Origin of the sequence: Candidatus Halocynthiibacter alkanivorans, from assembly GCF_003333265.1 — a bacterium.
GTDB lineage: Bacteria > Pseudomonadota > Alphaproteobacteria > Rhodobacterales > Rhodobacteraceae > Halocyntiibacter_A > Halocyntiibacter_A alkanivorans.
Map to the genome: position 1 here is coordinate 41,235 of NZ_QOLB01000112.1, position 13,585 is coordinate 54,819.

A 13,585-nucleotide genomic window follows, 5' to 3' on the forward strand; every position below is an offset into this window, starting at 1 on the left:
AGGGCCAAATCGTGAACATCTGAGCTGTTCCCCCATGTGCCGGCGGCCTGACCACGCCCCTGCCGGCGGCTCTGCCTGCCCTGGGTCAGGCCCTCTGTCCGTGCCTCTGCCCGCCTGACTGCCCGCCCACCTGCAGCGCGACAGAGCGGACAAAATAACGGCGGGGGCTGAGATCAGCACCCGCCGCAAAGCATTGTTATAGTTGCGCGGTTCAGTCCGTCGGCAACAGGCCTGCGGGCTGACCGACAATGACAAATTCCAGCAGGTCAGGGTCGTAGAGGTCGCGGGCAACGCGGTTGATGTCTTCAAGGGTCACCGCATTGATCAGCCCGTTGCGCCGGGTGATATAGTCCAGCGGCTGCCCCTGCATCTGCATGCCCACAAGTATGCCGGCGATTTTGGCGTTGCCGTCAAAACGCAGCCCATAAGCGCCGGTGAGATAGGTTTGTGCTGCTTCCAGCTCCTCCCGGGTGATGTCACCGCTGGCAATCTTGGCCCATTCCGCCCGCACAACTTCAACCGTTTCCGCCATAACGCCATTGGCCGAGGCGACCTGACCCAGCACCAGCGCGCCTTTTTGCTTGGGGTAGAGATAAGAGCCGATGCCATAGGTCAGCCCGCGTTTTTCGCGCACTTCCTGGCTGAGCCGCGCTTCGCCGCCCTCGCCAAAAATCTGGTTGAGCACATAGGCGGGCATGAAATCAGGATCATCAAATGCAATGCCGGGCTGGCCAAAAATGGCCACCGACTGTGGGGTGTCAAACGGAATCACCGTCTGGCCGCCAGTCAGAAGCACGGACGCTTCCGGCACCGGGGCAGCCCCGGTTTCCGGCAAGGCCCCGAGCAGATCATCGAGCAGCAGGCCGAGTTCTTGTGCCGAAATATCGCCCACCGCACCGACATAGAGCCGGTCCAGCGCCAGCGTACGGGCGCGGGCGTCAAACATATCGTCGCGGCTCAGCGCGGTGACGGACGCAATGGTGCCGTCGGAGGCAGAGCCGTAGGGGTGATCGCCCCAGGCCAGCTGACTGAAGCGGAGCGAGGCAATGGTATCGGGATCGGTCTGATCCGAGCGCAGCCCGCTGAGCACCTGTTCGCGCACCCGGTCGACCGCGTCCTGGTCAAAACGCGGCTCCATCAGCGCCGAACGCAGCAGCGCCATCGCCGCGTCGCGGTTTTCCGACAGGAACTGCACCGAGATGGTCAGCGCATCATCATAGGCGCGAAAGCTGTAACTGGCGGCGAGTGTTTCGCGCGCTTCGGCAAAACCGCGCGCGTCCAGATCGCCGGCGCCCTCTTCAATCAGCGCCGTCATCAGGTTGATGGCGCCGCGTTTGCCGGGCGCATCCAGCGAAGCACCGCCTTTAAAGCGCAGCTCCAGCGCGGTGAACGGAATGCTGCGTTCCTCGACCAGCCAGGCTTTGATACCGCCGGGCGAGGTCAGTTCCTGCACGTTCTCTGCGGCACGCGCCTGGGTGGAAACGACCGGGGCCGCAATCAGCAGAGCAAGGCTCAGCGACAGAAAAAAACGGATCATTGGGCGGTCTCCTGATCTGAATTGGAGTCAGTGGTGGCGTCTGGAATGGTCTCAGACATCAGCCAGCCGGTGACGGAGCGGCGTTTGTCCAGCAGGTCACGTGCCGCCTGCATCACTTCAGCCTCGGTGGTGGCGGAGAGAATATCCGGCCAGGCCTCAATATCAGCCACGGTCAGCCCCGAAGTCAGCCCGGCGCCATAGCGTTGGGCCTGGCCCTGCAGACTGTCCTGAGCATAGATCATCGAGGCGCCGATCGAACGTTTCAGCCGGGCGAACTGATCCGCATCAATGCCATTGTCGAGAAAATCCGCGAGCGTGTCGTCCAGCGCCTGTTCCGCCTCATCAAGGCTCACGCCCGGGGTCGGCAGCACTACAAAGCCGAAATTGCGGTCGTCATAGGACAGGCCAGTGTAAAAGGCCGAGGTATAGACGGCGGTCTGGGTGTCAAACTGCAGCGCGCGGCCCAGTACCGAGGTGGTGCCGGAACCGCCAAGAAGATCGGCCAGCAGGGTCAGTGCTGCGGCGGTGTTCTGTTCGCCGGGGTCGCGTTCAGGCGCCAGGTAGCTGCGCACGATATAGGGCTGGGAAACCCGCGGATCGCTGTAGCGCATCCGGCGTTCTGAGGTTTGCGGCGGCTCCTGGGGGCGGGTGCGTTCTTTGAGGCCGGGCGTCGGCGCCACCGGACCGAAATATTGCCCGGCAAGGGCGCGCACCTCGTCCGCGCTCACATCGCCCGCCACCACCAGAATGGCGTTGTTGGGGGCGTAATAGCGCTGATAGAAATCAAAGGCGTCCTCGCGGGTCAGCGCCTGGACTTCCTGTTTCCAGCCGATGGTGGGGATGGCGTAGGGGTGGTTGAGATACTGCGCCGCATTGCGTTGCTCGGAGAACAGCGCGCCAGGATCGCTTTCGGTGCGCTGGTTGCGCTCCTCCAACACCACTTTGCGTTCGGTTTCAACGTCTTCCACCGTCATTTCCAGATTGCGCATCCGGTCGGCTTCCATTTTCATCATCAGCCCGAGCCGGTCCGGGGACACCCGTTGAAAATAGGCGGTGTAATCCTGGCTGGTGAACGCATTGTCAGAGCCGCCGTTCAGCCGCACGGTGCGGGAAAACTCGCCCTCATCCAGAGTGGCGGTGCGTTTGAACATCAGGTGTTCGAGAAAATGCGCGATGCCGGATTTGCCGGGCGGCTCGTCCGCAGCGCCGACCTTGTACCAGACCATGCTGACCACGACGGGCGCCCGGTTGTCTTCGATCACCACGACATCCATGCCGTTCTCAAGCGAAAATGTGCTGACTTCACCGGCCTGGGCGGCCGCGGTGGTCAGAAAAAGGGCTGAAACAATTTTCAGAAGGCGCGTCATTCGCAGTTCCTTTGCAAAGTACCTGGGAAAGAAGATATAAACCTGCCGCGAGACATCAACCCGAAGCAGAGCAATCAACGCGATTGTGAGAGTGTTTATTCCACTGGCGGGGCGGAAGGGGTCTCAATGCCGAGCGCGCGCAGCCGCGCCAGTTCAGCATATTCGTCCAGCGCCTGACGCCGGTAGGCTTTGAAATAACGGTTGCCGCCAAACAAGCCCTGGAACCAGCCGTCTTTGCGGCTGCGGAAACTCAGGTCTGCGGCGGCGAGATCAGAACGGATGCCAGTGTCAGTGCCATAGCGGCTGACATAGTTGACCAGCGCGCCGTCAGCGGCGCCGGTGCTGTCGCGCCCGCCCAGCGCCGCAATTGCATCGGATTTGGGGCTCTGGTCAGTCAGGTTGCTGCCGCCAGGTGTGGGCAGGGGCAACTCGGTCAGGGACGTGGGTGTTTGCAGCGGTTTTCCCGGCAGCAAAGCGAATTCATCGGGACCAAGCAGGCCGGATTTAGGCATCAGGCGCGGCTCACTGCTGCTGCAGGCGCTCAGCGTGACCGCTGCTGCCAAAACCATAAATACTGCTCGCATTGCTGTCTCCCTCTGAACCTGTTGTTTTGTTTAGCCGATTAGATTGCCCCCGTCACGCAGTGTTCTCTTTGCCGGTAAAAAGGATCAGCCCGAAGGCACCGGCAAAGACCGCAATATCGGCAATGTTGAAGGAAAACGGATTGGAATACCCACAGCAGGACATGTTGAGAAAATCCGCCACCGCGCCAAGGGTGATGCGGTCGGCCACATTGCCCAGCGCGCCGCCCAGCAGCAGCCCCGCGGACACCATGCCGCGGGGGGCTGCGTTTTCAGCCCGCACCCACCACACGACCCAGGCCGAGATCACCAGCGACAGGATGATCAGCGCCCAGCGGGTAAACTCAGCTTCGCCCGAAAACAGGCCAAAGTTGATGCCCCGGTTCCAGGCCATGCGAAAGACCAGGTAGGGCGGGAACACTTCGATCGCCTCGCGCGACGGCAGGTTCAGCCGGTAGATCACGATCCACTTGCTGATCTGGTCGATCAGAAACACGATAATGGCGGTCAGGCTGAGCAGGCGCATAAGGATCCTTAGTGGCGGAAGTGGCGCATGCCGGTGAAGACCATGGCGATCCCCGCGTCATTTGCCGCTTTGATGACTTCGTCGTCGCGCATCGAGCCACCGGGCTGGATCACGCAGGTTGCCCCTGCCGCCGCCGCTTCCAGCAGCCCGTCTGCAAAGGGGAAGAATGCGTCAGACGCCACCGCAGAGCCTTTGGCGAGGCTGACGTCCAGCCCCAAAGCTTCGGCCATACGTTCAGCTTTCAGACCGGCGATGGTGGCGCTGTCCAGACGGCTCATCTGGCCGGCACCAACACCAACGGTCTGGGCGTCTTTCACATAGACGATGGCGTTGGATTTGGTGTGTTTGGCGACTTTCCAGGCAAAGAGCAGATCTTGCATCTGCGCCTCAGTGGGGGCTTTTTCGGTCACCACCTTCAGATCATTGATGCCAACAAAGCCGTTGTCTTTGTTCTGCACCAACAGCCCACCGGCGACCTGGCGCGCGGTCATCGAGCCCAGTTTAGGGTCAGGCAGACCGTCGGTCACCAGCAGGCGCAGGTTTTTCTTGGCGGCGAAGATCGCGCGCGCCTCATCAGAGGCCCCGGGCGCGATCACCACTTCGGTAAAGATGCCGGTGATTTCACGTGCGGTGTCGGCGTCCAGCGGCTGGTTCAGCGCGATGATGCCGCCAAAGGCCGAGGTGCGGTCACAGTCAAAGGCGCTTTTATAGGCCTCGACCAGGGTGGCGCCACGGGCAACACCACAAGGGTTGGCGTGTTTGATAATGGCGACGGCAGCGCCGTCTCTGGCGTCAAATTCTGCCACCAGTTCAAACGCGGCGTCAGTATCGTTGATATTGTTGTAAGACAGCTCTTTGCCCTGAAGCTGGGTCGCGGTGGCGACACCAGGACGGCCCGAACCATCGGTGTAAAAAGCGGCCTTTTGGTGCGGGTTTTCACCATAGCGCAGCGTCTGGGCCAGTTCGCCGGCAAAGGTAGCGCGGCGCGGCGCGATCTCGCCAATCGCCTGCGCCATCCAGCCCGACACAGCGGCGTCATAGGCTGCGGTGCGCGCGTAAGCGGTCTGGGACAGTCTCTGGCGGAATGCATAGCTGGTGGCGCCGTCATGGGCCTCCAGCTCGGCCAACAGCGCGTCATAATCCTGCACATCGACCACCACGTTTACAAAGGCGTGGTTTTTGGAGGCGGCGCGGATCATCGCCGGGCCACCGATGTCGATGTTCTCGATACAGGTGTTATAGTCGCCGCCCGCCGCCACAGTGGCTTCAAACGGGTAGAGGTTCACCACCAGCAGATCAATCGCACCGATGTTGTGTTCTTTCATCGCGGCAACGTGGTTGTCATTGTCGCGCAGTGCCAGAAGGCCGCCATGCACCCCCGGGTGCAGGGTCTTCACCCGCCCGTCCATCATTTCCGGATAACCGGTCACATCGGCCACGTCGCGCACTTCAAGCCCGGCATCGCGCAGCGCTTTGGCTGAGCCACCGGTGGACAAGAGTTCAACCCCGCGCGCGGCAAGCGCACGTCCGAGGTCGATCAGACCGGTCTTGTCAGAAACAGAAAGCAAAGCGCGGCGGACGGGATAAAGATCGGTCATGGCTGGGTGGCCTCCAGAAAGTATCATTCAGCTGTCGCACCGTCCCTGGGCCCAAGATCACGCAGGGTCGTGGGGGTTTCCTGCGCTTTGGCCAAAGTCCAGCGGATGCGCGTCGCATAGTCCATTGCGACGCCGCTGAGAACCACTTGTTTGCCTGCACGGGGCTTTAAGCGGCCTTTTTCCAGAAAAACGGACCGTTCCAGCGACAGAGTGGCGCCTCCATCGTGGCGAAATACCCAGATCTCGCCGGATTTAAGTGCCATTGAGACCGCCGTACCGCCCAGATCCAGCGCCACATCCACATCCGGATGCAGGTGAAAGCGGACGGTAAAGGCGCAGCCGGTCGCCCCGTTGCGCGCCATCGCCCGGTCAAACTGCGCCTCATTTTCTTTAGTGATGGTGGCCAGGGTATCTTCGCCGGCAATGCCGCGCCCGTCCGCTGACAGATCAATCTGGCGCACATGGGTCAGCCCATGGGTGGAGACATAGCCATTATGCCCGGCGACAAATCCGGTACCATCCACCGCCTGGCGCGACTCGATGCGGGTGTCATCAGGGAAATCCATCAGCAGCTCGCGCTGAAAGCCGTTGACCGAGGTGCGCGGCCCGAGACGCGAGGAGGAATAATCTTCCAGCCCGAGCGTGGAATGAGAGGGCGTGGCGCGCCCGGCACGGCGCCAGTCGGCACCAAAGCTGACACCGGAGCCGCAATTGACCACCAGCGGACGCCGTCCGGAGGTCAGCTCAAACGCCAGGGTGGAGGCGTGCGCATTCCAGGACATGGGTCCGGAGGGCGGCGAGGCCGCATCCATGATCAGCGTGGTACGCCCGGCGGAGAGCTTGGCAAAACCCATCGACAGGAACGGGGCAAGACCCGGTTTGATGCCTGAGCTGGCCAGGGCGGAATCGAGCCGGCCCTCCAGCCCGCGCCCGCCGCCGTGAAAGCGGGCAAGGCTGCCATCGGCGTGGCGCAGGCTGCGCAGCGTCGGCGCGACACGTTCAATGGCGGCGAGATGCGGATTGGAGGCGCGGCGCCCGGCCTCAGACAGCGCCGAGGCCGCCCAGTTCAGCAGGGTGAAAACGTCCAGCAGTTCCTCGGGGTTGCGGGTCAGGATGCCACCGTGATCGTCGATCTGGTCTTCGCATTCCTGCGCCAGCGCGGTGATCGCGGGATCCACATGCTCCTCCATCCCCTCCAGCACGAGACCGGCATAGATCAGCCCGGTCAGGGCTTCAAACCGGGGCAGGCCGGGGCTGGCGACAGACCAGCGCCGCGACAGAAACAGGGTTTGCTGCGCCAGAGAGGTCTGAAACGCATGCGTCATGTCCTGACCCTGCCCCGACAGGATCAGCTGCGCGTGGTTGATCCAGCGGATCAGCCGGCGTCCGGTCAGGTCCGGGCTCCAGCCCGGGCCGCGCCCGGAGGCATAGCGGGCAAGCCAGTCACGAAGCCAGGTCTGGATCTGTTCCCGCGCGGCGTAGTCGCCGACCGCCGCCAGATCATCCAGCCAGGTAAAGCCGTGGATTTCTTCGTCAAACCCCTGCCCGGGCGCGGTCAGGTCCCAGATGCCCCGTTCCGGGGCCTGAACCAGATAGCCTGCAAACAGAAAATTCCCCGCAAGCAGCTGCCGGCCGCGGCCAAAGGTGCCGATGGTGCGCGGCTCCGGTTGCGCACAAAAACCGGTCGGCGGGCGCGCCCGCGTGGCGCGGTGCGCGTGAAAGTGGTTCATCCAGCGCGTTTTCCGCGCGGTCCAGCTGTCTGCGTTGGACACGTGTTGCTGCCTCATTGCCAAATTTGGTTTGGTCGTTTGAGGTTAGCATAGCCCTGGGCTGCGCCAGTGTCATCGGTAATTGAGGCGGCTCAGCCGGCTTTGCGGAACAGGGTGATAAAGAAACCGTCCATGCCGCCGTGCTCAGCCCAGAAATCGGGCCGCAGACGCAGGCCGCCGTCTTCGCCGACCCAGGCAGGGTCGACCCCCGGCACCAGCAACGCATCCCGTTCGATACGCATGTCGGAATGGCGGGTCAGCGCGTCGCGCAGCTGCTCTTCGCCCTCGTCAATCAGCAGTGAACAGGTGCAGTAGATCATGCGCCCGCCAGGTTTGAGCAGCGCCCAGGCCCGGTCGATCATATATTCCTGCAACTCGAACAAGCCGGGGAAATCACTGCCATCTTTGGCTTGCGGCAGGTCGGGGTGACGGCGGATTGTACCCGTTGCAGTACAGGGCGCATCCAGCAGGATGGCGTCAAATTGGGGCGCTTCAAATTCCAGCGCGTCGGCCGTCACAGTGGTGGCGGACAGACCGGTGCGGGTCAGGTTTTCGCTCAGCCGCTGCAAGCGCCGCTCGGAAATATCCAGCGCAGTGACTTCGGCGCCGGCAGCGGCCAGCTGCATGGTTTTGCCGCCGGGTGCGGCGCACATATCCAGCACTGTCTCGCCGGGCTGTGCGTTCAGAATGCGCGCCGGAAGGGCTGCCGCTGCGTCCTGCACCCACCAGTCGCCCGCGTCATATCCGGGCAGGGCCGAGACCTGGGCCGCATCAGACAGACGCACAGACCCCGTCGGCAATAAAACGCCACCAAGCCGGTTGGCAAGTTCTGCGCCATCACCTTTGGCGGTCAGATCCAGCGGCGCGCCGGCGAGATGGGCTGATTCGATGGCGGCGACGATGTCTTTGCCAAAATCAGCGAGCAACACTTTGCGCAGCCATTTGGGCAGACGCGGTTCCGGCAGTTTGTCCCAGGCCGCCGGGCCGCTGTCTGCGACCTTGCGCAGCACTGCATTGACCAGGCCGGAAAAATGCCGCGCTTTGCCGCCCGCCTGCACCACCGCCACCAGCGAATTGACCACGCCGTGCGCCGCGGCTTGTTCGACGCAGAGCTCGTAAGTGCCCAGCCGCAGTGTCGACATCACCGTGTCGGAGGGGCGTTTTTTCAGAAAGGGGCCGAGGATCCGGTCGCAACGGTCGAAGTTGCGCAGGGCGCCCAGCGCGAGGCGCTGGGCGCGGGCGCGGTCTTCGGGCTCCAGCCGCGACAGGATTTTGGGCATCACTTCCGGGAGCAGGCGGCCTTCGGCCACCGCATCCAGCAACAAGACCGCTGCGCGGCGGGGGGCGTATCCTGGCAGGGGCTGTTTCTGCGCCATGGTGATGTCCTTTGTATGAGCTGGTCTGTGGCTTGTTCTATGGGTCCGATGCCGTATATCAACAAGGAGAACATCACAAGGAGTGCGGCAATGAGTGCCTCTGAGACCCCTGAGCTGCCGGCAGCGGCAAAACGCGCGCTGGCCGAGGCAGAAGAACGCCGCAAGCTGGCCGCAGACAGGCCAGGCCTGGCGCCGGAACTTGGCGGTCGTGACGGGCCGGAGCCGGTGCGCTTTGGCGACTGGGAAAAAAAGGGAATCGCTGTCGATTTCTGACCGGCGCAACCGGCGGCCAATAGCGGGTGGCCGGGTCAGCTGGCAGTGACAGACGAACAGCGGCGCAGGCGTTTTGCGCAACAATAGCAAAAAGAAGAGGGGGGCGCGCGCCACGCAGTGGCGCGCGCCCCCCTCTGCGCTCAGCTACAACTGGCCCGTATTACAGGCCGAGCACGTCCATCATATCGTACTCACCGGCAGGTTTTCCCTGCCCCCAGAGCGCCGCGCGCAGCGCGCCTTTGGCAAACAGGCTGCGATCCGAGGCCACGTGGCGCAGCACGATGCGTTCCCCTGCACCGGCAAACAGCACGTCATGTTCGCCGACAATATCGCCACCACGGATGGCGGAAAATCCGATGTCGCCGCGTTTGCGCGCCCCGGTGATGCCGTCCCGGCCGGAGTCAGAGACATCTGCCAGCGCAACACCCCGGCCCTCGGCCGCGGCCTGACCCAGCATCAGCGCAGTGCCCGACGGCGCATCGACTTTTTGATTATGATGGGCCTCGACCACTTCAATATCGAAGTCCTCATCCAGCGCCGCAGCGACAATTTTTGTCAGTTTGGTCAGCAAGTTAACGCCAAGGCTCATATTTCCGGCGCGCACGATCACCGTGTCTTTGCCAGCGGGCGCCAGCTGCGCGATTTCGCCATCATTCATGCCGGTGGTGCCGATTACATGCACCACACCGGCACGCGCAGCGGCGGCGGCAAAAGCGATGGTGGCCTGAGGCGCGGTGAAATCGATCACCGCATCCGCTCCGGCGAGAGTGGCGTCCACATCATCAGAAACCGTGACGCCCAGCGCCGCACCGCCCATGCAGGTGCCGATATCGGCGCCGACCCAGCCGTGACCAGGGCGTTCCAGCGCGCCAACCAACCGGCAGCGCTCTGACGCGGTCACCGCTTTGATGAGCATCTGCCCCATCCGGCCCGAAGCCCCGGTTACAACAATCCCAATTTTATCACCCATGCGCCTGGCTCCTGTCCATTTCCCCTTCAATAAACCAAAGCCGTTATTGCATGAAAGCGCAATCGGGCTTATTTGGCGCCCATGGCAAAGAATAAACATACCAGCGCGGGCCCGTCCCAGCGCCAGCTGCGCGTCGGCGAACTGATCCGCCGCAACCTGTCTCAGATCCTGGGCCGGAGTGAAATCCATGACCCGGATCTCAATCGCATGATGATCACTGTGGGCGAGGTTACCGTCACCGGTGACCTGAGCATCGCCACCGCCTTTGTGCTGCCGCTCGGTGGCCAGGGTCAGCAGGAGGCCCTTGAGGCACTGCGGCGCAACAAGGGTGAGATCCGTCACCTGGTGTCGCAGATGATGCGCCTGCGTCACGCGCCGGAAATCCGTTTCCGCATCGATGACACCTATGAGCAGATGGACAGGACCAAGCGTCTGTTTGAAGACGACAACGTGCGCCGCGACCTGGTTCAGAAAGCGGATGACACCGCAGCGCCCTCTGATGAAGACAGCGGAGAGGCGTAATGGCACGCCGCAAAAAGGGCCGTGACATTCATGGCTGGCTGATCGTCGACAAACCCGCCGGCATCAGTTCCAACGCCGTGGTCAACAAGGTTCGCTGGGCGATGGACGCCAACAAAGCAGGCCATGCGGGCACGCTTGATCCCGAAGCGACCGGGGTGCTGGCGGTGGCGCTGGGCGAAGCGACCAAGACAGTGCCCTATGTCACCGACGCGCTGAAAGCCTACCGCTTTGTGGTACGGCTCGGTGCGGCGACCAATACCGACGATATGGAAGGCGAAGTGATTGCGACGTCCGATCTGCGCCCGACGGATGCGCAGATCAGCGCCGCCCTGCCCGCCTTTACCGGTGACATCCAGCAGGTGCCACCAAAGTTCTCTGCGGTGAAAATCGACGGGCAGCGCGCCTATAAGCTGGCGCGTGACGACGCCGAGTTCGAGATCGCCGCGCGGCCGCTGTATGTGGATGAGCTGCGGCTGATTTCCCGCCCAGATGCGGACCACGCCGAGCTTGAAATGGTGTGTGGCAAGGGTGGCTATGTGCGGGCCATCGCGCGCGACCTGGGCGCGGCGCTTGGCTGTCTTGGCCATGTGCATCACCTGCGCCGAATCTGGTCCGGGCAATGGGAAGCAGATGACGGCGTCTCAATGGAGCTGGTGGATGAGCTGGCCAAAACCGGTGAGCTGGACCAGTATCTGCGGCCGCTGGAAGACGGGCTGCATGATCTGCCGGAGCTGCGCGTAGCCGGGGACGGTGCGACAAAGCTGCGCCATGGCAACCCTGGCCTGGTCTATCCGGGCGAGGCAGAATATGGCGACGAGGCCTGGGCCTCGGAAGACGGCAAAGCGGTTGCAGTCGGACGTCTGCGTGGCAGCGAGCTGCACCCGAGCCGGGTGTTCAACCAGTAGCCAGGCCTGCAGACCAGGAGCGACCGGGATTGCAATGGGCTGAAATTCCGCCGCCGGGGAGGCCTCCGGCGGGGATATTTAAGCCAAAAAGAAACCGGGCGTTTAAGCCACACACAGGGATGCGCGCGCGATGATCACCCGGACACATGTCAAAGGCGATGCGGCCTCGGTTGCGGTCTATTCTGACTGCGAGCGCTACCGCTACTCATTGAGCCGGGTCTGGGACGCGGCCGGCAAACGGGCGCTGTTTATCATGCTCAACCCGTCCACCGCGACCGAAGTGCAGAATGACCCGACGGTGGAGCGCTGTGAGAGGCGCGCCCGCACGCTTGGATATGGTGCGTTCTGTGTCACCAATATTTTTGCCTGGCGCGACACCGATCCGAAAAAAATGCGCGGCGCAGCGGACCCGGTGGGGCCGGAAAATGACGCCAGTATTCTGGGGTTTTGTGGCTGGGCGGATCGGATCATCTGTGGCTGGGGCACCCATGGCGCCCATCTGGGGCGCGGGCCCGAGGTTGAGGCGGTTTTGCGCGCCACCGGAATGCCGCTGTATCACCTGGGGCTGAGCAAAGCCGGGCATCCCAAACACCCGCTGTATATCGCCTATGTGCAGCAGCCGGAACTGTGGTCCCTGCCAGTCGGTGCTGTGCAACGCGGCGCCGGGCCGGGCAGTTAGGGTCCCGGCCAGGGCCCCGGCCGCGGCAATCAGGGCTGTTATACTGTGGTGGTGAGGGGCCGCTCCCCGGTGATCTGGTCCGCGAATCGCTGCGGGTATCGGCGCCCGGGCTGCTGCCGGGAATTGAGCGCATGGCGATGCCTCATCCGACGGCGGAGTCTGATCCAGTGCGGGCGACGCGGCCGAGACCGAGACCGAGACCGAGACCGAGACCGCCGCCTGAACCTCAACCGGTGACCAGCCACCTCCAGTTTTGGAGCCGCTTTGGGGGCCGCTTTGGGGGCCTGTTCAGGCGTCGTCTCCGGCGTCGACAAATACGTCCGCAGTGCTGGCTCCGGGCGCGTCCTGCAGCAGCGCCACCATTTCCCCGTTCACCAACACCCGCGCGTCAAGCCCGTCCGGGGTGGCAATAACCTCAATGCTGTAGCCCTCCGGTCCGGGATCGGGGCTCAGCGTCACCCGCAGCATGTCTTCTCCAGGGGTGAAATCAGTGATCCGGGCATAACCCACATCCGCATCGGTGTCGTACCAGAGCCAGAACGTATCCTGGCCCGCACCGCCGGTGGCGGTATCACCGGCGTAGATATCCAGGTCATCATCATTGCTGCTGCCTGTCACCGGTGCGTCCACTGTGTCGGGGTTTTGTGGGGGCAGCGCGACCTCGCCCCCCTCGGGCCCGGGCTCATCAGGTTCAATCACCGGGGCAAGCGCCACATCGCCGGGGTCAGAACCGCCACCGGTGAGATCGGGCTCAATCACCGGCTGCAACGGCGCATCTGCGGCGGAATCACCACCCTCGTTACCATCACCGTCCCCCCCGGTACCCTCATCGCTACCTTCACCACCGCCGTCTGCATTCCCAGCGTCGTCCGCAGGCAGCAGCAGATCGGCGAGCGCGGCAGCGCTGGTGTCGCCGGTTACGGGATCGCTCAGCACCAGGTCAATATCGCCCAGCGGCACCGTTTCATGGCCGGCAAATCTCAGGGTAAATCCGTCGCCCTCAAGTGGCTGGTAGCTCAGCTCCGCGGCGGTGCCGTCTTCTGCCAGGCCGAGGGTAAATTCACCGGTGCCACCGTCCGCCAGGGCGAGCGTCAGGTGATCCTCTCCAGCAATAAAATCCGCCAGTTCGGTGTCGCCCTGCCCGGATTCAAAAAAGATGTCGCGGCCGGGATCAGACCCCTCCGACCCGGGTGGTTCCGCCAGTTCATCTGGTGGGGTAACATAGTCAGCCGCCTCGGGCGACAAAACGCTTTCGTCTGATTTGAGCGCATCAAGTATGTCGCCACCCGCTGTGGTCGCGCCGGTTTCATTTTGACCGCCGGCAGCCATATCGTCATCCGCGCCTGGCCCGGCATCACCCTCGCTGTCTGCTTCCCCCAGCAGGGGCAGCACAGCCATGGGCAAAACGCCCAGAAGAAGAAGTGCAAATATCATTTACAACCCTGTTTCAACAACGAATGGCAGGCAGGCTAACATGCGGAA

13 protein-coding genes are annotated in these 13,585 nt (G+C 63.1%); 4 read left to right on the forward strand and 9 right to left on the reverse strand.

The annotated features are described in order from the left end of the window. Positions 1-211: 211 nt before the first annotated feature. From DWA01_RS13410 to DWA01_RS13440, 7 genes are all read right to left on the reverse strand, one after another. Positions 212-1,537, reverse strand: a complete 1,326-nt coding sequence (locus DWA01_RS13410) for a M16 family metallopeptidase (RefSeq protein ID WP_200832580.1) — start codon at positions 1,535-1,537, stop codon at positions 212-214. Continuing rightward, positions 1,534-2,904 (reverse strand): M16 family metallopeptidase, encoded by a 1,371-nt coding sequence (locus DWA01_RS13415; protein ID WP_114286325.1) that lies wholly within the window; start codon positions 2,902-2,904, stop codon positions 1,534-1,536. Before DWA01_RS13415 ends, DWA01_RS13410 begins: the two co-directional genes overlap by 4 nt. A gap of 95 nt (positions 2,905-2,999) precedes the next feature. Continuing rightward, the gene (locus DWA01_RS13420; protein WP_114286326.1) at positions 3,000-3,488 is read right to left on the reverse strand and encodes a DUF3035 domain-containing protein; all 489 of its coding nucleotides are present in this window, start codon (positions 3,486-3,488) and stop codon (positions 3,000-3,002) included. A 52-nt stretch (positions 3,489-3,540) separates the two neighbouring features. Beyond that, on the reverse strand, positions 3,541-4,011 hold the full coding sequence (gene lspA, locus DWA01_RS13425; RefSeq protein WP_114286327.1) for a signal peptidase II: 471 nt from the start codon (positions 4,009-4,011) through the stop codon (positions 3,541-3,543). An 8-nt stretch (positions 4,012-4,019) separates the two neighbouring features. Continuing rightward, a complete protein-coding gene (gene purH / locus DWA01_RS13430) occupies positions 4,020-5,609 on the reverse strand; it encodes a bifunctional phosphoribosylaminoimidazolecarboxamide formyltransferase/IMP cyclohydrolase (protein ID WP_114286328.1) in 1,590 nt (529 codons plus the stop codon). A 23-nt stretch (positions 5,610-5,632) separates the two neighbouring features. Then, entirely contained in the window at positions 5,633-7,381 is a 1,749-nt protein-coding gene (locus DWA01_RS13435; protein WP_419187007.1) for a heparinase II/III family protein, read from the reverse strand. Between the two features lie 89 nt (positions 7,382-7,470). Beyond that, positions 7,471-8,754, reverse strand: coding sequence for an RsmB/NOP family class I SAM-dependent RNA methyltransferase (locus DWA01_RS13440; protein ID WP_114286330.1), 1,284 nt, complete (start codon positions 8,752-8,754; stop codon positions 7,471-7,473). A 90-nt stretch (positions 8,755-8,844) separates the two neighbouring features. Here DWA01_RS13440 and DWA01_RS13445 point away from each other — a divergent pair, with 90 nt between their 5' ends. Further along, a complete protein-coding gene (locus DWA01_RS13445) occupies positions 8,845-9,027 on the forward strand; it encodes a DUF1674 domain-containing protein (protein ID WP_200832581.1) in 183 nt (60 codons plus the stop codon). Between the two features lie 160 nt (positions 9,028-9,187). On the opposite strand, the gene dapB is transcribed toward DWA01_RS13445, so the two are convergent. Further along, positions 9,188-9,997 (reverse strand): 4-hydroxy-tetrahydrodipicolinate reductase, encoded by an 810-nt coding sequence (dapB, locus tag DWA01_RS13450; RefSeq protein WP_114286332.1) that lies wholly within the window; start codon positions 9,995-9,997, stop codon positions 9,188-9,190. An 81-nt stretch (positions 9,998-10,078) separates the two neighbouring features. On the opposite strand from dapB, the gene rbfA reads away from it, so the two are divergent. From rbfA to DWA01_RS13465, 3 genes are all read left to right on the forward strand, one after another. Continuing rightward, a complete protein-coding gene (gene rbfA / locus DWA01_RS13455; protein ID WP_114286333.1) occupies positions 10,079-10,519 on the forward strand; it encodes a 30S ribosome-binding factor RbfA in 441 nt (146 codons plus the stop codon). Continuing rightward, on the forward strand, positions 10,519-11,424 hold the full coding sequence (gene truB, locus DWA01_RS13460) for a tRNA pseudouridine(55) synthase TruB (RefSeq protein ID WP_114286334.1): 906 nt from the start codon (positions 10,519-10,521) through the stop codon (positions 11,422-11,424). Before rbfA ends, truB begins: the two co-directional genes overlap by 1 nt. Positions 11,425-11,554: 130 nt before the next feature. Then, complete coding sequence (locus DWA01_RS13465; protein ID WP_114286335.1) at positions 11,555-12,103, forward strand: DUF1643 domain-containing protein; 549 nt, start codon at positions 11,555-11,557, stop codon at positions 12,101-12,103. A gap of 288 nt (positions 12,104-12,391) precedes the next feature. Here DWA01_RS13465 and DWA01_RS13470 read toward each other — a convergent pair whose 3' ends face one another. Then, the gene (locus DWA01_RS13470; RefSeq protein ID WP_114286336.1) at positions 12,392-13,537 is read right to left on the reverse strand and encodes a hypothetical protein; all 1,146 of its coding nucleotides are present in this window, start codon (positions 13,535-13,537) and stop codon (positions 12,392-12,394) included. Between the last annotated feature and the right edge of the window lie 48 nt (positions 13,538-13,585).

Bases quoted from the DNA above. Each gene is read 5' to 3' on its own strand.
- DWA01_RS13410 (WP_200832580.1), bottom strand. From the start codon at position 1,537: ATGATCCGTTTTTTTCTGTCGCTGAGCCTTGCTCTGCTGATTGCGGCC.
- DWA01_RS13415 (WP_114286325.1), bottom strand. From the start codon at position 2,904: ATGACGCGCCTTCTGAAAATTGTTTCAGCCCTTTTTCTGACCACCGCG.
- DWA01_RS13420 (WP_114286326.1), bottom strand. From the start codon at position 3,488: ATGCGAGCAGTATTTATGGTTTTGGCAGCAGCGGTCACGCTGAGCGCC.
- lspA (WP_114286327.1), bottom strand. From the start codon at position 4,011: ATGCGCCTGCTCAGCCTGACCGCCATTATCGTGTTTCTGATCGACCAG.
- purH (WP_114286328.1), bottom strand. From the start codon at position 5,609: ATGACCGATCTTTATCCCGTCCGCCGCGCTTTGCTTTCTGTTTCTGAC.
- DWA01_RS13440 (WP_114286330.1), bottom strand. From the start codon at position 8,754: ATGGCGCAGAAACAGCCCCTGCCAGGATACGCCCCCCGCCGCGCAGCG.
- DWA01_RS13445 (WP_200832581.1), top strand. From the start codon at position 8,845: ATGAGTGCCTCTGAGACCCCTGAGCTGCCGGCAGCGGCAAAACGCGCG.
- dapB (WP_114286332.1), bottom strand. From the start codon at position 9,997: ATGGGTGATAAAATTGGGATTGTTGTAACCGGGGCTTCGGGCCGGATG.
- rbfA (WP_114286333.1), top strand. From the start codon at position 10,079: ATGGCAAAGAATAAACATACCAGCGCGGGCCCGTCCCAGCGCCAGCTG.
- truB (WP_114286334.1), top strand. From the start codon at position 10,519: ATGGCACGCCGCAAAAAGGGCCGTGACATTCATGGCTGGCTGATCGTC.
- DWA01_RS13465 (WP_114286335.1), top strand. From the start codon at position 11,555: ATGATCACCCGGACACATGTCAAAGGCGATGCGGCCTCGGTTGCGGTC.
- DWA01_RS13470 (WP_114286336.1), bottom strand. From the start codon at position 13,537: ATGATATTTGCACTTCTTCTTCTGGGCGTTTTGCCCATGGCTGTGCTG.